Source organism: Lacinutrix sp. 5H-3-7-4 (assembly GCF_000211855.2).
Classification (GTDB): domain Bacteria; phylum Bacteroidota; class Bacteroidia; order Flavobacteriales; family Flavobacteriaceae; genus Lacinutrix.
The window spans coordinates 3,152,900-3,176,311 of the sequence record NC_015638.1 but is presented as its reverse complement, the minus strand read 5'-3'; the positions used below and the strand labels follow the sequence as shown (position 1 = coordinate 3,176,311).

General features: G+C 30.2%; 20 protein-coding genes. 6 read left to right on the top strand and 14 right to left on the bottom strand.

All coding sequences use genetic code 11. The features are described 5' to 3' along the window. Positions 1–105: 105 nt before the first annotated feature. The gene (locus LACAL_RS14290; RefSeq protein ID WP_013871473.1) at positions 106–1,467 is read right to left on the bottom strand and encodes a LuxR C-terminal-related transcriptional regulator; all 1,362 of its coding nucleotides are present in this window, start codon (positions 1,465–1,467) and stop codon (positions 106–108) included. A 153-nt stretch (positions 1,468–1,620) separates the two neighbouring features. Here LACAL_RS14290 and LACAL_RS14285 point away from each other — a divergent pair, with 153 nt between their 5' ends. Continuing rightward, a complete protein-coding gene (locus LACAL_RS14285) occupies positions 1,621–3,960 on the top strand; it encodes an ATP-dependent helicase (RefSeq protein WP_013871472.1) in 2,340 nt (779 codons plus the stop codon). Between the two features lie 31 nt (positions 3,961–3,991). Here the strand turns inward: LACAL_RS14285 and LACAL_RS14280 are convergent, their stop codons facing one another. Further along, positions 3,992–4,852 carry an alpha/beta hydrolase gene (locus tag LACAL_RS14280; protein WP_013871471.1) on the bottom strand — a complete coding sequence of 287 codons (861 nt, stop codon included), beginning with the start codon at positions 4,850–4,852 and terminating at the stop codon, positions 3,992–3,994. Positions 4,853–4,900: 48 nt separating this feature from the next. On the opposite strand from LACAL_RS14280, the gene LACAL_RS14275 reads away from it, so the two are divergent. Next, complete coding sequence (locus tag LACAL_RS14275) at positions 4,901–5,521, top strand: L-threonylcarbamoyladenylate synthase (protein ID WP_013871470.1); 621 nt, start codon at positions 4,901–4,903, stop codon at positions 5,519–5,521. Here the strand turns inward: LACAL_RS14275 and LACAL_RS14270 are convergent. The 4 genes from LACAL_RS14270 to LACAL_RS14255 all read right to left on the bottom strand — a co-directional run bounded on the left by LACAL_RS14270 (position 5,518) and on the right by LACAL_RS14255 (position 9,463). Further along, a complete protein-coding gene (locus LACAL_RS14270) occupies positions 5,518–6,882 on the bottom strand; it encodes a cytochrome-c peroxidase (RefSeq protein ID WP_013871469.1) in 1,365 nt (454 codons plus the stop codon). The two genes, LACAL_RS14275 and LACAL_RS14270, sit on opposite strands and share 4 nt — an antisense overlap. Positions 6,883–7,049: 167 nt before the next feature. After that, on the bottom strand, positions 7,050–7,910 hold the full coding sequence (locus tag LACAL_RS14265; protein ID WP_041301586.1) for an OmpA family protein: 861 nt from the start codon (positions 7,908–7,910) through the stop codon (positions 7,050–7,052). A gap of 92 nt (positions 7,911–8,002) precedes the next feature. After that, on the bottom strand, positions 8,003–8,992 hold the full coding sequence (locus tag LACAL_RS14260; RefSeq protein ID WP_013871467.1) for a glycosyltransferase family 2 protein: 990 nt from the start codon (positions 8,990–8,992) through the stop codon (positions 8,003–8,005). 24 nt (positions 8,993–9,016) lie between these two features. Then, positions 9,017–9,463 (bottom strand): type I restriction enzyme HsdR N-terminal domain-containing protein, encoded by a 447-nt coding sequence (locus tag LACAL_RS14255; RefSeq protein WP_013871466.1) that lies wholly within the window; start codon positions 9,461–9,463, stop codon positions 9,017–9,019. A 117-nt stretch (positions 9,464–9,580) separates the two neighbouring features. Between LACAL_RS14255 and holA the strand changes: the two genes are divergently transcribed. From holA to LACAL_RS14240, 3 genes are all read left to right on the top strand, one after another. Then, the gene (gene holA / locus LACAL_RS14250; protein WP_013871465.1) at positions 9,581–10,585 is read left to right on the top strand and encodes a DNA polymerase III subunit delta; all 1,005 of its coding nucleotides are present in this window, start codon (positions 9,581–9,583) and stop codon (positions 10,583–10,585) included. 174 nt (positions 10,586–10,759) lie between these two features. Then, positions 10,760–11,320 (top strand): type 1 glutamine amidotransferase domain-containing protein, encoded by a 561-nt coding sequence (locus tag LACAL_RS14245; protein WP_013871464.1) that lies wholly within the window; start codon positions 10,760–10,762, stop codon positions 11,318–11,320. 237 nt (positions 11,321–11,557) lie between these two features. After that, positions 11,558–12,691 (top strand): MBL fold metallo-hydrolase, encoded by a 1,134-nt coding sequence (locus LACAL_RS14240; protein ID WP_148256145.1) that lies wholly within the window; start codon positions 11,558–11,560, stop codon positions 12,689–12,691. A gap of 11 nt (positions 12,692–12,702) precedes the next feature. Here the strand turns inward: LACAL_RS14240 and LACAL_RS14235 are convergent, their stop codons facing one another. Beyond that, positions 12,703–13,128: a hypothetical protein gene (locus tag LACAL_RS14235; protein WP_013871462.1), complete on the bottom strand. Its 426-nt coding sequence runs from the start codon at positions 13,126–13,128 to the stop codon at positions 12,703–12,705. Between the two features lie 60 nt (positions 13,129–13,188). After that, positions 13,189–13,659 (bottom strand): hypothetical protein, encoded by a 471-nt coding sequence (locus tag LACAL_RS14230; protein WP_013871461.1) that lies wholly within the window; start codon positions 13,657–13,659, stop codon positions 13,189–13,191. 173 nt (positions 13,660–13,832) lie between these two features. Here LACAL_RS14230 and LACAL_RS14225 point away from each other — a divergent pair, with 173 nt between their 5' ends. Further along, positions 13,833–14,669: an alpha/beta fold hydrolase gene (locus LACAL_RS14225; RefSeq protein WP_013871460.1), complete on the top strand. Its 837-nt coding sequence runs from the start codon at positions 13,833–13,835 to the stop codon at positions 14,667–14,669. 46 nt (positions 14,670–14,715) lie between these two features. On the opposite strand, the gene LACAL_RS14220 is transcribed toward LACAL_RS14225, so the two are convergent. From LACAL_RS14220 to LACAL_RS15360, 6 genes are all read right to left on the bottom strand, one after another. After that, the gene (locus LACAL_RS14220; protein WP_013871459.1) at positions 14,716–15,204 is read right to left on the bottom strand and encodes an AAA family ATPase; all 489 of its coding nucleotides are present in this window, start codon (positions 15,202–15,204) and stop codon (positions 14,716–14,718) included. Continuing rightward, complete coding sequence (locus tag LACAL_RS14215) at positions 15,201–16,808, bottom strand: class I SAM-dependent methyltransferase (protein ID WP_013871458.1); 1,608 nt, start codon at positions 16,806–16,808, stop codon at positions 15,201–15,203. The genes LACAL_RS14220 and LACAL_RS14215 overlap by 4 nt, the downstream gene beginning before the upstream one ends. An 87-nt stretch (positions 16,809–16,895) precedes the next feature. Then, positions 16,896–19,304: a thiamine pyrophosphate-dependent enzyme gene (locus tag LACAL_RS14210; protein WP_013871457.1), complete on the bottom strand. Its 2,409-nt coding sequence runs from the start codon at positions 19,302–19,304 to the stop codon at positions 16,896–16,898. A gap of 162 nt (positions 19,305–19,466) precedes the next feature. After that, positions 19,467–22,292, bottom strand: coding sequence for a metalloprotease (locus LACAL_RS14205; protein WP_013871456.1), 2,826 nt, complete (start codon positions 22,290–22,292; stop codon positions 19,467–19,469). A gap of 74 nt (positions 22,293–22,366) precedes the next feature. Further along, on the bottom strand, positions 22,367–23,056 hold the full coding sequence (locus LACAL_RS14200) for a TIGR00730 family Rossman fold protein (protein ID WP_013871455.1): 690 nt from the start codon (positions 23,054–23,056) through the stop codon (positions 22,367–22,369). Positions 23,057–23,236: 180 nt separating this feature from the next. Further along, positions 23,237–23,404 (bottom strand): lmo0937 family membrane protein, encoded by a 168-nt coding sequence (locus tag LACAL_RS15360; RefSeq protein WP_013871454.1) that lies wholly within the window; start codon positions 23,402–23,404, stop codon positions 23,237–23,239. Between the last annotated feature and the right edge of the window lie 8 nt (positions 23,405–23,412).

The following is a 23,412-nucleotide window of genomic DNA, read 5'->3' as shown; positions in this document are numbered from 1 at the left end:
ATATAATAGATGATTAATAGCATTGTAAAACTAGTGGAATTTTAAGTCTTAAAACAATCTAATATGGGTGGTTTTTGGGTAGTGAGCTTGTGAAACAGCCACGTTTTACTGCAGTTTGTCTTTTTTGTTAATAACTAGAGGCACTTCTTTGCGACTTTTAATATTTAGTTTCGTGTATATGTTTTTAACATGATATTTAACGGTGTTTTCAGAGATATGTAATTCTAAAGCAATCTCTTTATTGGTTTTTCCTAAACTTATAAGTTGTAAAATTTCAGTTTCTCTAAAGCTTAATAATTGTGTTGTTTCTATTTCTTTTTTATTAGACTTTTGTTTATGTACCGTGGCGGTAAGTTCTTTTATTTCTTCAATATGTAAATCTATATCTGCTCTTATTGCATTATTTTCATTTTTTAGAATTTTAGTTCTGTATACAACTGCAAAAGAGAGTACGAGCATTTCTATTATACCACCAATTTTAACAATGTTAGAGGAGATGCCAAACGTATATATACCAATTAACTTAGCAACATAATAGCAAAAACCTAAGATGAGTATAAAAAAATATGCAAGTAAAAATATTTTAGAAAAATTATTTTTCTTAAAAAGAAATCCTGCACTTATAACATAAACAGCACAAACTATAAATACTAAGAGTTCTAAAATAGTATAGTAAAAAAAGTTAAAACTAGAAACGTAACAAACAGAAAGAATACCAATAATACCAACTAAGCTTAATGAAAGGTATTTAAGTTTAGGATAATAACTTTCAACTTGTAAAAACGAACTTGCAAAAATTACACCTGTAACGGCAACTAAAAAATGATCTAAGGTTTCTATAACATCTATTATGCGCTTAGGTATTGTAAATAAGTTTAAAATACCATCGCTAATAAATAATCCAAAACTTATAGAAAGTAAAAAGAAAAAGTAATAAAGAAATGTATAATCTTTAAAATTTAAAAAATAAAATAAGTTAAGTAGTAGTATTACAATTGCAAAACCATTGTATAGACCAATTAGCAATATTTGTTTTTTTTCGTGAAAATGAAATTGAAAGTCGTTGTATATTTTAATAGGAATAAAAGATTCTCTTTTAGACTCTACTTTAACAAAAATAGGAGCAGTAGCATTGGTTTTAAAAGTATAAAATCGCTCTAATTTTAATGGTTTTAAAGGTTTATTGTTTTGAAACGCAGTAATATTTGTAAGGTGTTGATTTTTAAACTGTATGTAGTTGTCTTTATTAGAAGGCGTTTCGATTTTAAACCAATAATAACAGGAGTTTAAGCCATCATTAATGGTTTTAGTATAAGTAGTAAACTTTACAGTGTTAATTGTTTTAAAAGTTTGTATTTGGTTAAAATCTTTATAATACGAAATGTTTTGTGCTGAAAGTCCATTAAATAAAACTGAAGTAATAAAAAATAGAGCAAACAGAAATTGTTTTTCTATGTGCGAAATCAATAGTTGGTTTTTTTGAAGTTTGTAATAGCATTACAAATATATCTAAAAATTTGTTAGCCAAAATAATTGCTAATTGTTTATAATTATTAATAAAACCAAGAAGTAAACCGCACAACAATACTTATTTTTATACCCTTAAAAAAAGAAAGAGATTTGGAAAAGTATTTAAGCCAATTAAACGAAGCGCAATTAGCGCCAACCATCCAAAAAGATGGCCCTATGATTGTTATTGCAGGAGCAGGTTCTGGTAAGACGAGAGTATTAACATATCGTATTGCTTATTTAATGAATCAAGGTGTAGACTCGTTTAATATTTTAGCATTAACATTTACTAATAAAGCAGCAAAGGAAATGAAAGGCAGAATTGCCGAAATTGTTGGTGATGGTGAAGCTAAAAATTTATGGATGGGAACATTTCACTCTGTTTTTGCTAAAATTTTGCGTTTCGAAGGTCACCATTTAGGATTTCCAAGTAATTTTACAATTTACGACACACAAGACTCTCAAAAGCTTTTAGGTTCTATTATAAAAGAAATGGGACTAGAAAAAGACGTTTATAAAACAAAGCAAGTTTATAGTAGAATTTCTTCATACAAAAACAGTTTAATAACTGTAAAAGCATATTTTAAAAACCCAGAGTTAATGGAGGCAGATGCTATGGCACGAAGACCAAAAATGGGAGAAATATATGCAGAATATGTAAACCGTTGTTTTAAAGCAGGAGCAATGGATTTTGATGATTTATTATTAAGAACTAACGAGTTGTTAACGCGTTTTCCAGCTGTTTTAGCAAAATACCAAGATAAGTTTCGTTACATATTGGTAGATGAGTATCAAGATACAAACCATTCACAATATTTAATAGTTAGAGCATTAGCAGATCGTTTTCAAAATATATGTGTAGTTGGTGATGATGCACAAAGTATATACGCATTCCGTGGAGCAAATATTAATAACATATTAAATTTCCAGAAAGATTACGACAATGTAAAACTATACCGTTTAGAGCAAAATTATAGATCAACAAAAAATATTGTTGGAGCAGCAAACTCAGTAATAGATCACAACCAAACAAAATTAGATAAAGTTGTTTGGACCGCAAATGATGATGGACCAAAAGTAAAAGTAAATCGCTCACTAACAGATGGAGATGAAGGTCGATTTGTAGCAAGTACTATTTGGGAAGAAAAAATGAATAACCAATTGCAAAACAGTGATTTTGCAGTTTTATATAGAACCAATGCACAATCTCGTGCAATTGAAGATGCCTTACGTAAAAGAGATATACCATATAGAATTTACGGTGGTCTTTCATTTTACCAACGTAAAGAGATAAAAGATGTTACGGCTTACCTGCGTTTAGTTTTAAATACATCAGATGAGGAAGCTTTAAAACGTGTTATTAATTATCCAGCAAGAGGTATTGGACAAACAACAATAGATAGGTTAATAGTTGCTGCAAATGCAACCGGTAAAACTATTTTTGAAGTTTTAAAAGAAATAGATTCTATAAAAATTAATATAAATGGAGGAACACGAAACAAATTAAAAGATTTCGTAACTCTAATTGAAAGCTATCAAGTAATGAATCAAACGGCAAATGCTTTCGACCTTGCCGAACATATTACAAAAAGTAGTGGTTTAATAAGAGAATTTAATAAAGATGGTACTCCAGAAGGTGTTTTAAGACTTGAAAATGTTGAAGAACTCTTAAACGGTATTAAAGATTTTGTTGAAGGACAAATAGAAGTAGCAGATTCTACAGGTAATTTAGCCGAATTTTTAGAAGATGTTGCACTTGCAACAGATTTAGACGGTGATAAAGGTGATCCAAACCATGTCGCTTTAATGACAATTCACTTAGCAAAAGGACTAGAATTTAACCATGTGTTTATAGTTGGTTTAGAAGAAGATTTGTTTCCAAGTGCAATGAGTATGAATACACGTAGCGAACTTGAAGAAGAACGTAGATTGTTTTATGTGGCTTTAACAAGAGCCGAAAAACAAGCCTATTTAACCTATGCGCTATCAAGATACCGTTGGGGAAAATTAATAGATTCTGAACCTAGTAGATTTATTGAAGAAATAGACGATAAATTTTTAGATATAACCACTCCAATTGAAGAAAGACGAATAAACCCAATGCTTTCTCAAGATATATTTGGAGATGTAGAACCTAATAAAATAAGATTTAAAAAACCGGTACAGCCAAAATTTAAGAAGAAAACTACAGCCAAAAAAGAACCAGAAAACTTTAAATTAAGTGTCCCAAAAAAGCTTAAAAAAGTAGAAAAGGCTATGGTTGCAGATAATACTAACTTATTTGATAGCGAATTAGCGGTAGGAAATATTGTTAGTCACCTACGATTTGGAAAAGGAGAAGTAATTAAAATAGAAGGAAAAGGAAGCGATATTAAAGCTGAAATTAAATTTGATGTTGGCGGAAGTAAAAAGTTACTATTACGCTTCGCTAAACTTAATATAATTGGTTAAACAATTATTTAAAATAAGTAAAGCCTTTGTATTAATGATGTGTTAATACAAAGGCTTTTGTTTTTGTCCAAGTATCTAATAAGTTTTCTCCAACCCATCCATGACCTTCGTTTGGGTATAAAGTAAACTCATGTGTAACACCTAATTGATTAAGTTTGGCAGCCATATCAACACCTTGAGATATTGGCACCAATTCATCCACACCGCCATAAAACATTACTGTTGGAGGAGAAGTGCTATTTGCTTGATGAAAAGGACTGTAAAGTTCTAAAAAAGAACTAGATGGTACTACACCAAAATATAAAAATGCAGGATTAATAAGATCTGAATATTCAGGATCTGTAAAATTTGTAGGTCCAACAATACTGGCTACCATATTTACATTGTCATCTGTATCGTAATTATAGCTCCAAAGCATAGATAAATGAGCACCAGCACTTACACCAATAAAACCATAATCTTGAGAAATAATGTATTCATTCTGCTTTAATTTTAAATGGTTAATTACACTGGTAATATCATCTAATTGCATTGGAAAAGGAGATATCCCTTGTGAGGCTAAACGATAATTAATATTAACAATTGCATATTCAGAAAGTTCATTTTTAGCAATATCTTTATATGTATTCATGTCTATTTTGTCTCCGCCAACCCAACCGCCACCGTGAACTAAAATTAATATTTTAGTTTCTAAAGTTCTGTTTTCTGGTAAGTAAATATCATATATTTGATTACTGTTGTTACCGTATGAAATATTAAATAATTCAATACTTTCTATGGGCTCAATAATAGTTTGCTGTTCAGTCTCAGGAATATTATTATCACTTGAACAAGAAAAAGAACAAGTAATAATCAATAAGATGAATAAAAAATGAAGTGATATTTTTTTCATAATCAAAATAGTATTTACTTTAGTAAACGATAGAGAAAGATAGTTATTATGGCTCAATTTATTAGAATTTACGAAGAAAACCCTAATCCTAAGGAAATTAAAAAGGTTATTGAAGTGCTTAAAAATGGCGGATTGGTAATATATCCAACAGATACTGTTTATGGTTTAGGTTGCGATATTAATAATACTAAGGCATTAGAGCGTATAGCCAGAATTAAAGGTGTAAAATTAGAAAAAGCAAACCTTTCTTTTATATGCGAAGATTTAAGCAATTTAAGTGACTATGTAAAGCAAATAGATACAGCCACTTTTAAAATTTTAAAGCGTGCTTTGCCTGGACCTTATACATTTATACTTCCTGGGTCTAAGTCTTTACCTTCTGTTTTTAAAAAGAAAAAAGAAGTAGGAATTCGTATTCCAAACAATAATATAACATTAGAAATAGTAAAGGCCTTAGGCAATCCATTAGTGTCAACATCTATTAGAGATGAAGATGAGGTTTTAGAATATACTACAGATCCAGAACTTATTTTAGAAAAATGGGATAACCTGGTAGATTTAGTGATTGATGGTGGTTATGGCGGTAATCAAGGTTCTACAATTATTGACTTATCTAACGATGAGCCAGAAGTTGTTAGAGAAGGAAAAGGTAGTTTAGAGATTTTTTAATTGCAACCTAAATCTATTTGTGATTGTTCGTCACTGTTAGGTATACAATTGCCAGAAAACACACTTGTGGGAACATAGCGTTCTAAATTAGGGTCAAATAACGCATTTTCGACAAAAGCAGTTAAATCTATAATTTCTTGACTTGTTAAATTTAAATTAGTGAACTCTGGCGCTAATTGACTATTTGGAACTAATTCATTTTCTTTTTCTCCGCTTACAATATAAGTTATTACTTCTTGTATAGAGTTAAAAGTACCACCATGACCATAAAACTGGTTAGATTTTAAATTATATAAATTAGGTACTTTAAATTTGTAATTATCGTTACTGTTGTTTGTAAATCCGCCACGGCCTAAACGCTTAAACTCAAAATCTTGTTGGTCTATTACAGTACCATTGCTGTGGTTAATGTCTCCCATACCTAGAGCATAAAAATTGTTAGATTTTAGTGCTGGTCCTGTGTGGCAATTAACACATTGTGCTTTATCAAAAAATAAAATAGCGCCTTTTTTCTCTTGATTACTCATTTCGTAATAATCACCTTTTAGCCAATTTTGCCAAGGCGATTGGTTTGCTAATAGAGTTCTGTTAAAAGCAGCAATTGCTAAACCTGCTGTAACTTTAGTATAGCGTTCACTTTCTGCAAAGTCAGGAAAAGCAGCATCAAACATATCTTTGTAGCCATATTCAATAGCAAATGCTTCATCAATTTTTAATCTGTGTGCAGTTTGTCCTGCCATACCTTGTGTTTCTAAACCTTGGTAACCTAAAAGATTTTCTGGAATTGCATTTGCATTTTGCGCTACAAAAGGAGCGTTAATGCCAGAACCTCCTAAAGAGCCATTCCAGAGCATAACGTCTTGATAGGCAACATTTAATAAACTGGGTACTTTAATAGGTAAAATGTCTATAGAGTCTATTGGCATGTTTCCATCCATAATGCGATTATTTCCATTAAAACCAAAACCGCTTCCGCCTTCACCAATACCTTGAAGGTTTCCAGAATAAAAACCTGCTGCTACTGGATGACAACTAGCGCAAGAATATGAATTTCCTGCCAATTCCATTTTAGGATTTCCTCCGGTAGCCGTTTCATGAACTAACATTTTTCCTAATTCTACTTTGCTTGTATTTAGAGGATTGTTAGGATCTTGTGGAATGCTCAAATAATCGTTAGAATTTGGTAAAATAAAAAAATCTGCACCTTGATTGTTGGAATTTATATTCAATAAAGAAATTAATTCTGAATCCAAGTTAGATGCATCTTCATAATATGTTTCATTTGCACAAGAACATATTATAGATAGTAGAAGTAGAAAACTTAGTTTTTTGTAGCTTTTTTTATTTTTATGAAAACACATTGTTGGTTAATTAGCGTTTCAATATATAAATAAAAATAATTATTTGTAAGTTTTTAATTTTTTTTCGACTAAGTAATGTTTTTCAGGATATACTGAAGCTTTAGATATTTTAATAAAAAAGAAAAGCCCAATCTTTCGACTGGGCTTTTTTATAGATAATTTGTTTATTATCCTTCTTTAGAAAGTTCTTTCATTTCTGTTTCAATCATTTCGTAAAATTGATCGATTTTAGGAAGAATGTAAATTTTTGTTCTTCTATTAATGGCTCTATTTTCAGCAGTATCGTTAGATACTAATGGTAAATGATCTCCACGTCCAGCTGCAATTAATTGTTCTGGTTTAACACCTAATTCTTGTAAAGCTCTTACAATAGATGTACTTCTTTTTACACTTAAATCCCAGTTGTCTTGTAAAACGCCACCTCTGTTGTAAGGTACATTATCTGTGTGACCTTCTACCATTGCTTCAAAGTTAGGCTTGCCATTAATTACTGTAGCTACTTTTGCTAAAATTTCTTTAGCTCTGCTTGTAATGTTATAGCTTCCGCTTTTAAATAATAACTTATCAGATAATGAGATAAATACAACACTTTTTTCTACATTAATTTCAATGTCTTCATCGTTTAAACCAACTTCTTTCTTTAAGCTAGTTACTAAAGCTAGAGTTACACTATCTTTTTTAGTTAAAGCATCTTGTAGTCTTGAAATTTTTAAATCTTTTTCTTTTAAGCTTTCAAGAGATTTTTCTACATTTTTAGCACCTTGTGTAGTTAATACAGTTAAATCTTTAGATGTTTCAATCAATGCTTGATTGCTTGATTTCATATCTGCTAAACGGTCTTTTAATTCTTGTAAACGAGCAGCAGATGCAGCTTCGTCTGCTAGACATTTATTAAGTTTAACGGTTGCAGTATTTAATAAATCTTGTGTTTCTTTGTGTTTGTCTTCAAGTGCCATATAGTCTTTTTTAGACACACATGAACTTAAAGTTAATAATGCCGCAGCACCAAATATCATTAGTTTTTTCATAGTTGTTTTGTAATAAAATTAAATTATAACGCTTCAAAAGTAGCTAATTTTAAAATGTTAAAAGAAGCATTAACAAAACTTTTGCTAAAAAATTATAAATCTGAAAATAACTTCTTATTATCAATAAAATAAGACCATACAATAGATTTTTGTTTAAAGTAAAGTCTTTTTTGTTGTAGTGATTTTCGTTCTTTTAAAAGCTTAGGAAGTCTAGAGTAAAAGGCAAAATGTGCTTTTAAAATAGCTAAGATATGAGCAGGTTTTAGTTCTAATAAAAATTTAATTGCAGCAAACCCATCTAGAGTTAACCGTACTAATATTAGTATAAATAAGTTACCTGAAGCATTTTTTGTTAAAGTTGCTAAACTATTTCTAAAGTTTAAATATGTTTTTTTAGGATTTACAGCATTTAAAGTAGCGCCTCCAACATGATATACAGTAGAATTCCAAATATATTTAGTTTCAAAGTCTTGGTTATAAGCACGCCAGCATAAATCTATCTCTTCCATGTGAGCAAAAAACGATTCATCAAAACCATTTAAGCTGTTAAACACGTTTCTTCTAATAAAAAAGCAAGCACCAGTTGCCCATAAAATCTTTGTATTGTTATTGTATTGCCCTAAATCTTTTTCTATAGTATTGAAAATACGACCTCGGCAAAATGGATAACCAAATTTATCTATAAAACCACCTGCTGCACCAGCGTATTCAAAATAAGATTTATTTTTATAATCTAATATTTTGGGCTGGATAATTGCTGTGTTTTCTTCGTTTTTAAAAGTTTGTATAATTGGAGTTAGCCACTGCTCCGTAACTTCTATATCGCTATTTATTAGGCAAAAAATGTCTTCTTTTAAATCTTTTAGTGCGTCATTATAACCTTTAGCATAACCACCATTCTCCTTATTTTTTATAATTTTTACTGTGGTAAAATTATTTTCAACAAATGCTAAAGAATCATCACTTGATGCGTTATCTGCAACATAAATGGTTGCTTCTTTTGAATATGCTATAATAGAAGGTAAAAAGGTTTCAAGAAGTTTTTTACCATTCCAGTTTAATATAACGACTGCTATTTTCAAATTTTTATTGTTATGTATTAAATTTTAATGCTTAAAATCTGGGATATCTTGAAGAAAATTATATTTTTCTGCTTCAAAATCCATCATGCAATAATAATGGTTTAAACCGTTTGTTACCATTAAATATGTTGCGTTTAATGCCAAGTTATAACGGGCAACTTGATCAAAAGTAGACTGGCTAATTTTTATTTTTGGTGCTTTACACTCTACAATTAAATGTATGCTTCCGTTTGTATTAAAAACAACAATATCATACCTTTTTTTTAAATCATTGATTTTTAGTTCTTTTTCTACATTAATTAACGATTTAGGGTAGCCTTTTACATCAATTAAATACTGTACACAATGTTGCCTAACCCATTCTTCAGGTTGTAAAATCACAAATTTTTTACGAATTGCATCGAATATAGATACTTTATTTTCGCTATTTTTGAAACGGAACGAAAACTTTGGAAAGTTAAGCTCTTGCATACAGTGTTTTATAGTTTTTTCAAAGTTAAACTTCAACAATTAAATACCAAATAACAAACGCTTTTTATTAGTTTCTATTTTGGAATTTTTATTTTTTAATTTGGAATTGCTATAACTTTGGACGAAGTAAAACAACTGGTAACAGACATAAAAAACAATAAACTAGCACCTATTTATTTATTAATGGGTGAAGAAGCATATTATATTGATAAAATTTCAGAATTTATTGAAAGCAATGTTTTAGCAGAAGAAGAACGTGGTTTTAACCAAATGGTATTATACGGTCGTGATGTAACAGTCGAAGATATTGTTGGTAATGCTAAACGGTTTCCTATGATGGCAGATAAGCAAGTAGTTGTTGTTAAAGAAGCACAAGATTTATCTAGAACTATAGACAAACTATCAGATTATGCTAAAAATCCACAGCCATCAACTGTTTTGGTTTTGTGTTACAAATATAAATCTGTAGATAAACGTAAGGCTGTTTATAAAGCAATTAAAAAATCGGGTATTGTTTTCGAGAGTAAGAAGCTTTACGATAATCAAGTACCAGATTGGATTAGAAGAACCTTATCTACAAAAGGTTATAAAATTACTCCAAAGGCTTCGCAAATGCTTGTTGAATTTTTAGGTACTAATCTTGCTAAAATTAATAATGAACTAGAAAAACTTCAAATAGTACTTCCTGAAGGTTCAGAAATTACACCATCGCATATAGAAGAAAATATAGGTATTAGTAAAGATTATAATAATTTCGAACTACGTAAAGCTATTGGTGCCCGCAATGATGCAAAAGCATTTAAAATTATAACCTATTTTGGTGATAACCCAAAAGACAACCCAATGGTTGTAACTGTTTCGCTACTTTATAATTTCTTTTCTCAATTATTGCAATTACATGGTATGAATGATAAGTCTCCACGAAGCGTAGCTTCTGCATTGCGTGTAAACCCATACTTTGTAAGCGAATATTTAGATGCTGCACGTAATTTTCCTATGCGTAAAGTAAGTGGTATTGTTGCTACTTTACGTGAGTTTGATGTTAAAAGCAAAGGTGTAAATGCCAATGCAGTGCCGCAAAAAGATTTATTAAAAGAGTTGTTGGTAAGAATTTTAAATTAACCTTTCTCGTTTCTAATCTTAATTTTATTAACGTTTTATTTTTAAATTAACACTTGAGATTATTTCGTTAACATCTCGTGCTAAATTGAAGTTAAAGCAAGCTTCAAATTCTTATAAAAGCCTTTAATCATAGTATCTTCGAGTAAACAAATTATTAATCTTAAAACACTAACAATGGAAAATTTAAATAGAAAGACCGTTGCAATTTTAGCAACTAATGGATTTGAGGAAAGCGAATTAAGAGAACCAAAAAAAGCCTTAGAAGATGCAGGAGCAGATGTACATATAGTTTCTCTTGAAAAAGGAGAAATTAAAGCTTGGGATAATGGCAATTGGAGTAACAATTATAAAGTAGATAAAACTTTAAGCGAAGTTTCGCAAAAAGATTATAATGCATTAATGTTGCCTGGAGGTGTAATAAACCCAGATACTTTAAGGCAGAATGATGATGCTATAGATTTTATAAAATCATTTTTCGAAAATCATAAACCAGTAGGAGCAATATGCCACGCGCCATGGCTTTTAGCCGAAGCTGGAGTACTTGAAGGTAGAAAAGTAACATCTTACAACTCTATAAAAACCGATATTGAAAATGCAGGTGCTAAATGGTATGACGAAGAAGTAGTTTGCGATAGCGGTTTAGTAACTAGTAGAAATCCAAACGATTTACCTGCTTTTAACTCTAAATTAGTAGAGGAAGTTTACGAAGGTAAACATGAAGAGCAAGTAGCTTAATAGATATAAAGAGCGAAATAAAAAAGCAGCCATTAGGTTGCTTTTTTTTGTAATAAATTTTAACATGTAGATTATTATGAGTAAAATAGTATTATTTACAAGAGTGATTTCCATATTGACAGATACTTAATATATTACACAACTAAAGTAATAAAGTATATGGTGTTACAATGCTTATTAAAAAATGGTTGGAAGATTGTATTTTTGATAAAATAATAATGAGCCAATTTAAATAGAATGTTTAAAAAAACACTTAAATATGTAATGGTAATAACACTTGTAATTATTAGTCTGCTTGTAATAACATATCTGTTATTAACAAATTTTTATCCTAGTTTTGGAGGAGACATTAGTAAAGAGCAGCAAATTGTTTATGCAAAATCTAAACAGTATAAAAACGGAAAGTTTAAAAATACAAATCCTGTTCCTAAAGAATTAAGTTTTTTAGAAACCATGAAACTTACTTATACTTTTTTTACAAAAAAAGTACCTAATGGAAGACCAAAGGCAGATTTAATTGCAACTAGAATAGACTCTGCATCTATCGCAAATTACAAAGGAGAAGCTAGGATGCTTTGGTTTGGGCATTCGTCTTTTTTATTGCAAATAGATAATAAAAATATTCTTTTAGATCCAATGTTTGGTAAAGTTGCTGCGCCATTAGAAATTTTAGGAGCAAATCGCTTTAACAAAGAATTTCCTTTAGAAGTTGAAAAACTACCAGAAATAGATGCTGTTATTTTTTCTCATGATCATTACGATCATTTAGATTATAAAACAATACTAAGTTTAAAAGATAAAACAAAACATTTTTATGTACCACTTGGTGTTGGAGAACATTTAAAAGCATGGAAAATACCTAATAATAAAATTTCAGAATTAGATTGGTGGCAAAGCAAACAATTAGATAACTTGAAATTAGTTTGCACACCAGCTCAACATTTTTCTGGAAGAAAACTTAATAATGGTCAAAGTACACTTTGGAGTTCATGGGTAATAAGCTCTAAAACTGAAAACATTTATTTTAGTGGAGATAGCGGTTATGCTTCTCACTTTAAAACTATTGGAGAAAAATATGGTCCTTTTGATTTGGCATTAATGGAATGCGGTCAATACAATAAAATGTGGCCAGATATACACATGATGCCTGAAGAAACAGCGCAGGCTGGAGTAGATGTTAAAGCCAAAAAAATTATGCCAATTCATTGGGCTGGTTTTAAATTGGCGCTCCACGAATGGACAGACCCAATAGAACGTGTTACAAAAAAAGCCAAAGCTTTAAATCTAGATGTTATAACACCAACTATTGGACAAGAAATTTTGGTGAAAGATTCTGCTAACATCTACACTAAATGGTGGAAAAACCTTTAAAACAAGCGTTTTTATAAATTGTTGGCAAGCATTTTTTTTCTAATTATCTCATGTAATTTTTTCGAGTCAGATTCTACAATCTCGCTCAAGTCAAATTCAATTTTATTTCCGTAAACCGTTTTTAAAATTAGTTTTTTGTTTGTCAATTCAGATGATATGATTTCTTTAAATTTTATATTTTTTCCCAAAAACGATTTGATTTTGATTAACATACCTCTGTTGTTCCATTGAATATAATTTTTATACCAAAACATTTGCGTACTAAACCCAAAAACAATTACGTATCCTAAAGTATTCAAATATTTATGGGTTTTTGGATTTTTAAATTCAATAAAATCAAAAACTCCATTTATTATAAGAAACAATCCAATTAAAATAAGCGGTAGTAAAATCCAACGCCCTTTTTTATTCAAATTCGCAAAGTGGATTCTTTTCATTTTTTTTGCAGTTGCTTGGGAATTATTATCAACAAATTTTAAACGTACTAAATATTTGCATTACATATTTTCTAACTCAAGATTATAATCATATTGCAAATCTTCATGTAGTTTTAAAACCTTTTTAGTGATAGCTTCAATATTACGATCGTAAAGATTTGTAAGTGTTGTATTCCTTGATATAGAAGGTTTCATAGCTTTAAGCTTTTTGCAAAAATAGAGTAGTAGTTCAACTTCAGTTTCCTTATTAAGAGAGTATCTAATATATTTTTTAGTGTTTCGTAGAATTTTACGCACACTTTTCTTTATGTAGAAAAAACTATTAGTATTAATTAAATCAAACTGTTCATCTATTTCTTGCTTTACAGTTTCTATGTAACCAGCTTCACTATCTGCTTCAAAAAGCAAATAGGTTAATAACTCTTTATTTTCTTTTTTAAAACGAGATAAACGCAGGCATAACTCGGCAAGTTCTTGATTGCTTTTGTGTTTTAACTCTTTTCTAATGGTAACTACAGAAACAGCTTTCATATATTTTCTTTTTAAAAAGAAGGGTTTGTTTTTTAGTTTATGCTTTCAATATAACATTTAAATTTATCACAATTAAAAATTATTTAACAGTATTTTTTTTAGAATTGAAGTACCTTTTGGTTGCTGAATTTTTTAGTTCAGTTTAAAGAAAATATTAACCAAAAATTTAATAGATGCCATTTATTTCAAACAAAAAAAGTACAGAACAAGTAGATATATTTTATGAAGATTACGGTAAAGGACAACCTGTAATATTAATTCATGGTTGGCCACTAAGCAGAAAATCCTGGGAGCACCAGGTTTGGAAAATTGTAGAAGCCGGTTACCGTTGTATCTCTTACGATAGAAGAGGTTTTGGTATATCTTCTGCACCTTGGGATGGATATGATTATTCTTCTTTAGCTAGTGATTTAAATGCAATTATTGAAGATTTAAAACTTAAAGACACTATTATAGTTGGTTTCTCTATGGGTGGCGGCGAAGTAGTACGTTACCTAACAGAATATGGAGATAGTAAAATTGCTAAAGCGGCACTAATTTCTTCTATTGTCCCGTTAGTAAAACAAAAGGAGGATAATGAAGCAGGTGTACCAGAATCTGCACTTAAAGACATACAAAATGCTTTAGAAAATGATCGCGTTGGCTTTTTAAAAGATTTTCATAAAGGGTTTTATAATTTTGATGAAACTAAAAAAGAAGGACGTATTAGTCAAGCTGTTTTAGATTACGATTTTATAGTGGCTTCTCATGCTTCGCCAAGAGGTACAATTCAAGCAGCTTTAGCTTGGATGCATACAGATTTTAGACCAGAATTAAAAAATGTAAAAGTTCCAACTTTAATTGTGCATGGCGATGAAGATAATACAGTACCAATAGGAACATCTGCAGAGCAAGCAGCAAAAGGTATAGCTAATTCTACTTATAAAATTATAGAAGGTGCGCCACATGGTTTAAATATTACGCATAAGGAAGAGTTAAATTCTATTTTAATGGATTTTTTAAAGTCTTAATTAAATTTAAAATTAGATAAAAAAAGCCTGCAAGTGCAGGCTTTTTTTATGCTTTAATATGGATGGCACTTTTTAACTCACTAGAATTAGGCGGCTCAAACCATGTTTCCATAAATTCAAAATCTTCTTGCTTTACATTAAACTCGTAAGTAATGCCTTTGTCTGCATTCCTTTTTAAAATGCGGTTTTCTCTAATTTGTTTAGAGCTGTCTAAAAAGTGTAATTGATATTTAATATTATGCTTAGCAGCAAAATTTCTAAACTTTTCGCGATGTTTAAATTTAGAGAAGCCTAAATCTAAAATAGAATCCACACTATTATCTTCTAATTGCAAAATATAAAGCATCATTAGTGTTTCGCTTCTGGATATTCTTTCTAACATCCAATCAAGTTTATCTTCTTTTGTTTTGTCTGGCATAAATAAAATGTTATTCCATTTATCTATAGAAAAAATTATGCCTTTATTTTCTTCCTTAAGTTTGTGAGCGTAAGTTGTTTTTCCTGCACCAGTATTTCCAACTATTAAATGAATCATTTTTTTCCCTTTAATAAGTTTATGCTTACCGTTGCTAAATCGTTATTAGGAAATTTTGAAAAATATTTAGGATCTTGATTTAAACCTGCTTCTTGTGCAATTTTATTAAACACATCTACTTCAAGAATATATTGGTCACTATAACCATGTGTAGCATCGTAAGCAGTAGATGCTGTTTTTCCAATATTATTAGCTGTTAGTGTTGGTTTTATAGTGTGTAACTCTATAATTAATAAGCCAAATTTTTCTACAAATGGTTTCCATTTTTGTAAATGTTCTAGTAAAGAATCTTCAACTAGGTTATTGCTTATTCGTTGACCTTGATATGCAAAAGCACCACAAGAATTACTTACACGATTTGTTGGTTTTTTTGGTGTTTCCCAAATACGATTATGGTCTAAAAAGGTTCGAACATTTAATAAATCGCTTAGCTCAATATTATAATCTTCTTTTAAATCTTTAGCTAATAGATCTGGTCTACCAATGTCTCCCCAAATAACTTTTGCCCAAATATCTGCTTTAATAAGGTTCGCTCTAGTTACTTTTAAAGCAGCTTTGTTAAAGTCTGCACCTACAAGTAATAATGGATGCTCTTCAAGCATTTTACCACGTAAAGTTTGGTGTTCTATAACATCAAATATATGTTGTATAAAAGCACCATTACCACAGCCCATATCTAAAATACCTTTAGGTTGCTCATCTATAGGTTTATTAAATAACTCTATAATAACTTGATCTATTACTTTAAAATATGTAGAATGAGCGCCACCACTTCCCCAAACATTCATTTCTCTATGTACATGTTTTTCGGTAGTTTCTGGATCATCATTTTTAAGAATTTTAGGGTTACCAAATAGTAACTCGTCTAATTTTAAAAATGTTGGTAAATAAGAAACGGTTACGCCATAAGCCGATGCTCGTTTTGCAAAAAATAAGCCTTCGTCTGTAAATTGGTAAGTTTCATTTTTCTTTTTAAACCATCCTAAATCTGTAAGGAAATCTAAAATCTTTTTAAAACTTTCTGGATCTTTATGGTACTCTTCTGCAGTAAAAGAAGCTTCCATAAAATATTTATGGAACAAACCGTTAACACCTAATAATACAGTAATAGGAGCTGTAATACAACCTTCAATGTGTTTTAATATTTGATATTCTACAGTATTACTTTTAGTGTTTTTAAGGCCAAAATTATCTCTATACTTATTAAACACACGTTCTAGAGCTAAAAAGGCATCGCTACCAATACGTTCTTCAGGAAACTTTACAGCGTAATTTAATATGGTTACAGCATCTTTGTAAATATGTGCATAAGAAAATGCTTGTTTGCTTTTTTCATTTATAGAGAAAGATACAATGTCTTTTTCATTGTCTACATTTTGGTTTAGCCAACCTTGAGAACAAAGTAATCTCAAAGCAACATTTAAATAACCCTCGTTAGCATTAAAATGAGAGGTGATTTTGGTAAGCGTTACTATTTTATAATCTAATAAGTATTGTAAAACACCATTTTTATGCAGTGCATAAGTTGTTGTGGCTATTGCGATACCGTCTAAATGTCTAAAAATATTTCCTCTTAAAAGTTCTTTGTCTTTTTTAGTTAGCATAATTTTTAAGTTAGAATTTAAAAATAGTTAAAAAGCTTTACTAAAAAGTAAAAACTTTGATGCAGAACAAATATAAAGTCTGTATGTTTATCTTAATTTAGGAAAATCCTTAGGATTTGCTTCATGCATTACAGCGTAAATTGCTTCAAAAATATCTTCAGCAGATGGTTTAGAGAAATAATCGCCATCACTACCATAAGCAGGTCTGTGCGCTTTTGCTGTTAATGTTTTTGGTGCACTATCTAAAAACTGATACCCGTTTTGTTTATTTAACACTTGATCTAATAGGTAAGCAGAAGCGCCTCCAGGAACATCTTCATCTATAACCATTAAACGATTCGTTTTTTCAAGGCTTTTTACTACATCATGATTAATATCGAAAGGTAATAGAGATTGTGCATCTATAACTTCTACATCAATACCAACTTGTTGTAACTCTTTTGCTACTTCTTCTACAATTCGTAAAGTAGAGCCGTAAGAAAGTAACGTAATATCGTTTCCTTCTTTTATTGTTTCTACAACACCAATAGGTGTTTTAAACTCTCCAAAGTTAGATGGTTTTTTCTCTTTTAAACGGTAACCATTTAAACATTCTACAATTAAAGCAGGTTCGTCACTTTCTAATAATGTGTTATAGAAACCAGCTGCTTTGGTCATGTTTCTTGGTACTAAAACGTGTATACCGCGTATTAAATTTAAAACGCCACCCATTTGAGAACCAGAGTGCCAGATACCTTCTAGTCTATGACCACGAGTACGAACAATTAGTGGTGCTTTTTGGCGTCCTTTTGTTCTGTAATGTAAGGTTGCTAAATCGTCACTCATTATTTGTAACGCATATAGAATATAATCTAAATATTGAATTTCGGCAATTGGTCTTAAACCACGCATTGCCATACCAATACCTTGACCTAAAATGGTAGCTTCACGAATTCCAGCATCTGCAACACGTAACTCACCATATTTTTCTTGTAAACCTTCTAATCCTTGGTTTACATCTCCAATATTTCCTGCATCTTCACCAAATATTAAAGATTCTGGATAGTTATTAAATAGAGCATCAAAGTTATCTCTAATTACCACACGACCATCAACTTCTTCATCTGTATCGTAAATAGGTTTAACTTCTTTAATATTTATGGCTGCTGATTTTGTTTCGTTATGTAAATGCGAACTGTATTTTGGTTGAATTTTATTGAAATAAGTATCAATCCAGTTTATTAATGTTGTTTTAGCTGAAGAGTCTTCGTTGACAACATAACGTAGTACTTTTCTAGCTGTAGAAAGAATATCTTTTCTACCTGGCTCACTGATAGCAGATAAATCGTTAATTATTTTTTCTATAAAAACTTTATTGGCACTAGTTTCTGCTACTTGAGTAAGTATTTTAGAGACTTCTGTTCTTTCTTCTAAAATTGGATTTAAAAAGGCTGTCCAAGCGGCTTTTTTACCTTCGCGTACAGCTTTTTTAATATCTTTTTCAATGGCAGTTAATTCTTCGTCTGTAGAGATACCTGTTTCAAGCATCCATTCTCTAAGTTTAACGTTACAATCGTTTTGCTTTTCCCATTTTAAACGGTCTGCATCTTTATAGCGTTCATGAGAACCAGATGTAGAGTGGCCTTGAGGTTGTGTAAGTTCGTTAACGTGAATTAAAACAGGTACATGTTCTTTTCGTGCAATTCTTGCAGCTTCTTGATAAGTTTCAATTAAAGCAACATAATCCCAACCTTTTACTCTTAAAATTTCGTAGCCATTGGCATCTTTATCACGTTGGAAACCACTTAAAATTTCAGAAATGTTTTCTTTAGTTGTTTGGTGTCTTGCATGTACAGAAATACCATATTCATCATCCCAAACACTAATTACCATTGGTACTTGTAAAACTCCCGCAGCATTTATGGTTTCGAAAAATAAACCTTCACTTGTACTAGCATTACCAATTGTTCCCCAAGCGATTTCGTTTCCTTCTGTAGAAAAATTAGTTGTATCTATTCCTTTTACATTTCTATATACTTTAGAAGCTTGTGCTAAACCTAAAAGTCTTGGCATTTGTCCTGCAGTAGGCGAGATGTCTGCACTAGAATTTTTTTGTTTTGTAAGGTTATTCCAATTTCCGTTTTCATCTAAACTAAACGTAGAAAAGTGTCCGCCCATTTGGCGACCACCAGACATTGGTTCTTGAGATAAATCTGTATTGGCATATAAACCAGCAAAAAACTGTTGTATAGTTAATTCGCCAATAGCCATCATGAAAGTTTGATCTCTATAATATCCTGATCTAAAATCGCCATTTGCAAAGGCTTTTGCCCATGCTAATTGTGGTACTTCTTTACCATCACCAAAAATACCAAATTTGGCTTTTCCTGTTAATACTTCGCGACGACCAAGTAGGCTACATTCCCGACTGGTTACAGCAATCTTATAATCTTCTAAAACCTGAGTTTTAAAATCGTTAAATGATAGCTCTTTTTTTAAGTCGGAATTTGTGCTCATATGTTTAGTTTTTTTGATAAGCAAATTTAGCGAATAAAACTGATTTTGGCAACACTAAAATGTCTTAAAAAAATGATAATTTAGTATTGAAACGCGGTTTTTGGTACGAATTACTTATTAATATTGAATTATATGAATTTCTGTTGAAAATAATTCAATTAATTAATACCAGCGTCTAGTAAATAATTTTATTAATGTATTTGGGGATAATGTTACAATAAAACGAATGCTTTTATCGTATTCTGGCTGTGCAATCTCCCAACCTTTATTGGAGTAAACAGGTAAATATAATTCAAAATAATCCTGAACAAGGTTTAAGCGAATGCCTGAATCATAAACAAATTTTGGACTGCTAAAATGGTTTTTTACAAAACCTACATCGCCATAAGCCATAATGTATTGCCAAATAGTTGTACTTGTATTTATAGTTGAAATCCATTGGTTTGCAAAAGCAGGTTTTAATTGAGATTTAAAACCACCTTCGGCAAGAATTAGTTGTTGGCTGGTTATGCCTTCATCTTCGGTTCTACCCAAATAATCATAATCAAACAAATAGTCTGTTGGTCTATCTAGTGCAAAACTAAAGAAGTTGGTGTCTTGAAATGTGTTGTTGTATAAAAACGTACCAATATATGCTCTTACATTGTACTGTCTATTTTTTTCGGTTAACTTTCTAAATTCTAAAGTAGCAGAAAGTTTTCCAAAGTCTTTAGCTAATTGAAGGTCTGTTGCTATTGAGCCAAAGTTTTTTAAATTATTATTTATTGAAGTGTAATTAGCATTAAAAACGCCATATTTTGGTTCGCCTTCAATTTCAAATTCTCCTGTTGGATCTTCGTCGCGATCGACACTTACATACCTGAAATTTAAATATTGCTTTTTGTTTTTTCTTAAATCTTTAGGGTCTCTAAAAGCAAATGAAATTGATGGTGTAAATGTTGTATAAGATAGGTCTTTTGCGTAGTTATAGTTTTCAACTCGTACTGTGTATCTTGTGCTAAAGTTTCTAACGTCCTCTTTTCTGTTTATATAACTTAAATATGCGCTTCCAACTAAAGCATTACTTTTTATACCATATTTAGGACTAAATTTATAAAGAAAATCTTTTGAAAGTACTGTTTTGTTATAGAGTTTAAGTCCTGGCGAAAAACCATCGTACAGATTATATGCAAACTCTGGCATAAAAAATATTTGGCTATAATCGGGATCTTCAACATCTTTAAATAGTCTAAACTGAATTGGTTTATCTAATAATTTGTTTACAGCTTTCCAGTTATTTCTATCTTTAACTTCTGGAATAATTTTGTCGTAGTTTAAAGCTAGTCTATCTAAATCTGCTCCCGGAATAGTAATTGTTTTTTCGCCATTAAAACCTTTAATCCAGATTTTATTTACAACTGTATCATTTTTAATTGAGAATAAAGAAATTGGTACGTTGTTTTCTTTTTTATTAAGTAATGTTACAACTAACGAATCTCCTTTTTTATTTATATTTTTTATACGGTAATCTATTTTAGTATTTGTGTTTAAAAAATCCTCATAAAACCAATCTATATTTTTAATGCTATTGATTTTTAAATAGTGGTAGAAATCTATTCCTGTTGTAGATTTTAAGCTTTTTTCGTTTATAAATTGTTTTACTGCATTTTCTGCTACTTTACTATTGTTATAGCTGTTTAAATATCTTAATCCTGATCCTGCTTTATATTTATTACCAATATTTTTATTGTATTTTAATAAAGAGTCTTTAGCCATTGTTAGTGGCTGGTCTAGATTTGTTCTTGCCATATGTAAATAGGCAAGATTATATTGGTCATTAAATTTTAAATCTGCTGCATGAAATGCTCTAATGCCCCATATATTGCCTAATGTTCCAGTAAGCTTTACCCGAGGATAGTTTTCTTCAACATATTTCATTAAAAAATAGGTTTGAATACCATCTATTACCCATTGGTCTTCTCTTGGGTTTATTAAAACAACATTTTCAAGGTAATTTCTTAACGCTGTTTTTAATATTTTCATTTCGTATTGAAATGTATCTTGAAACGGACGAATAAAATCTGGTAATAAATTTAAACCATAAATTGGTTCTTTTTTATAATCTATCCAGGTTAAGAGTAGTTTTTCATGAGGGTATTCGCCAATATTTTCAGTAATATATTTTGTAACTCTATCTGTTATAATTGCAACATCTGTTCTTGGTAAATTTTCTGTATCTATATTTGACTGTATCGCAAAATAATCTGTTTCAACGGTATTAAAATCGTTGCTTTGTTTTAATGTAAATTTTGTATTTATGCGGTCTTTACCATGTATTGTAGTTATTTTTCTACCTTGATTTTCTTCAGACTTTATTTCATTTAACTCTGAAATTAATGTGTAAGCTGCATCGTAATTAGCTTCAATTGTAATTTCTGCTTTTGGTATATAAGCATCATTTAAATCTTTGTTACTATAATATTGCCATTTTCCATTAAATATTGCTGGTGTAATGTACCAATAACGTAGCATAAAATTATTATCATCACTTATACCGTAACGTGTAAACTTATCGTTTTGCACTTGTACGGTATAATTTAGTGTGATGTTATAAGTATTTCCAGGCTCTAGTGGTTTATTTAAGGCGACTTTTATAACATCTGGATGCTGTTTTAGTCGTGAGTGATATAGTTCTTGATTTTCGTCTTTAATAGAAGATATTAGTGTAAAACCACGATCTTCATCTTTTGCAAAATGAAATGTGTTTTTAAATTCTTCGGCAAAACGTGTTGCTAAAGGCGTTGTTTTAGATGAATAGCTATTACTCCAATCGTTTAAGTATATAGTGTCTAATACTTTGTTAGAAGTATTTAAATACTTTATAGTTTGATTAATATGTATGCTTTTTGTTGAAACATCAAAGTTTGCTTTAATGTCAATAGTATTTTGGCTAATAACCAGATTACTAAAAATAAGGCATAGAGAGAGTAATATGTAATTCTTTTTCAAAGGATATACAGCGCTTTTTTTACTAATAACGTAATAATTTTTTAAAAACGTATGCCAATTTAACAGTTTAACTTTTAGAAGTTTGGACTTAAGTTGTATTCTTTATAGAAAGCGTCTAAAATAGTTACTACTTCTTCTTCTGTATCTACAAGGTGAATTAAATCTAAATCTCCAGGACTTACGTTAGTAAATTTATCTAAAACAGTTTCTTTAACCCAATCAATTAATCCAGACCAAAAGTCTGTACCAACAAGTATGATTGGGAATTTTTCGATTTTGTTTGTTTGTATAAGTGTAATGGCTTCAAAAAGCTCGTCTAGTGTACCAAAACCACCTGGCATAACAACAAAACCTTGAGAGTATTTTACAAACATTACTTTACGAACAAAGAAATAATCGAAATCCAGACTTTTATCATTATCAATATATGGATTGTCATGTTGCTCGAAAGGTAATTCTATGTTTAATCCAACAGATGTTCCTCCTGCTAAATGTGCACCTTTGTTACCTGCTTCCATAATACCTGGTCCACCACCAGTAATTACACCATAACCTGCTTCGCAAATACGTTTTGCTACGTTTTCAGCTAGTTTATAATATTTATGATCTGGTTTTGTTCTTGCTGAACCAAAAATTGAAACACAAGGTCCAATTTGACTCATTTTTTCAAACCCGTTAACAAACTCTCCCATAATTTTGAAGATTGCCCAAGAATCGTTTGTTTTATTTTCATTCCAACCTTTGTGATGTTGTTCTTTTCTCATGTATATAATGTTATTTACTTTCTATATTTGAAAGATGTAATTAGTGTTTTTTATTAATAATACGTTGCATAATTTTCAGCATCACAAATTTAACAGAAATAGTGACTTTAAGCTTAAAATATTGAAATAAAAAAAGGCAACCATTTTGGTTGCCTTTTTTAATATGTTTAAACTAAATTTTTATAGTGGTTTTCTGCCTGAAATAATGTTATAAAGAATTACTATAACTGCGATTACTAATAAAATGTGAATTAAACTATTACCATCTAATCCTGGCATTACACCTAAAAAGCCTAAAAGCCACATTATAATACAAATTACGGCTACAAGCCAAAGTATACTTCTCATAATTTTTT

What these genes read in the sequence shown, in the direction of transcription:
- LACAL_RS14240 (WP_148256145.1), top strand. Translation starts at nt 11,558, where the DNA reads ATGTTTAAAAAAACACTTAAATATGTAATGGTAATAACACTTGTAATT.
- LACAL_RS14210 (WP_013871457.1), bottom strand. Translation starts at nt 19,304, where the DNA reads ATGAGCACAAATTCCGACTTAAAAAAAGAGCTATCATTTAACGATTTT.
- LACAL_RS14245 (WP_013871464.1), top strand. Translation starts at nt 10,760, where the DNA reads ATGGAAAATTTAAATAGAAAGACCGTTGCAATTTTAGCAACTAATGGA.
- LACAL_RS14275 (WP_013871470.1), top strand. Translation starts at nt 4,901, where the DNA reads ATGGCTCAATTTATTAGAATTTACGAAGAAAACCCTAATCCTAAGGAA.
- LACAL_RS14215 (WP_013871458.1), bottom strand. Translation starts at nt 16,808, where the DNA reads ATGCTAACTAAAAAAGACAAAGAACTTTTAAGAGGAAATATTTTTAGA.
- LACAL_RS14220 (WP_013871459.1), bottom strand. Translation starts at nt 15,204, where the DNA reads ATGATTCATTTAATAGTTGGAAATACTGGTGCAGGAAAAACAACTTAC.
- LACAL_RS14255 (WP_013871466.1), bottom strand. Translation starts at nt 9,463, where the DNA reads ATGCAAGAGCTTAACTTTCCAAAGTTTTCGTTCCGTTTCAAAAATAGC.
- LACAL_RS14225 (WP_013871460.1), top strand. Translation starts at nt 13,833, where the DNA reads ATGCCATTTATTTCAAACAAAAAAAGTACAGAACAAGTAGATATATTT.
- LACAL_RS14235 (WP_013871462.1), bottom strand. Translation starts at nt 13,128, where the DNA reads ATGAAAAGAATCCACTTTGCGAATTTGAATAAAAAAGGGCGTTGGATT.
- LACAL_RS15360 (WP_013871454.1), bottom strand. Translation starts at nt 23,404, where the DNA reads ATGAGAAGTATACTTTGGCTTGTAGCCGTAATTTGTATTATAATGTGG.
- LACAL_RS14280 (WP_013871471.1), bottom strand. Translation starts at nt 4,852, where the DNA reads ATGAAAAAAATATCACTTCATTTTTTATTCATCTTATTGATTATTACT.
- LACAL_RS14265 (WP_041301586.1), bottom strand. Translation starts at nt 7,910, where the DNA reads ATGAAAAAACTAATGATATTTGGTGCTGCGGCATTATTAACTTTAAGT.
- LACAL_RS14270 (WP_013871469.1), bottom strand. Translation starts at nt 6,882, where the DNA reads ATGTGTTTTCATAAAAATAAAAAAAGCTACAAAAAACTAAGTTTTCTA.
- LACAL_RS14200 (WP_013871455.1), bottom strand. Translation starts at nt 23,056, where the DNA reads ATGAGAAAAGAACAACATCACAAAGGTTGGAATGAAAATAAAACAAAC.
- LACAL_RS14230 (WP_013871461.1), bottom strand. Translation starts at nt 13,659, where the DNA reads ATGAAAGCTGTTTCTGTAGTTACCATTAGAAAAGAGTTAAAACACAAA.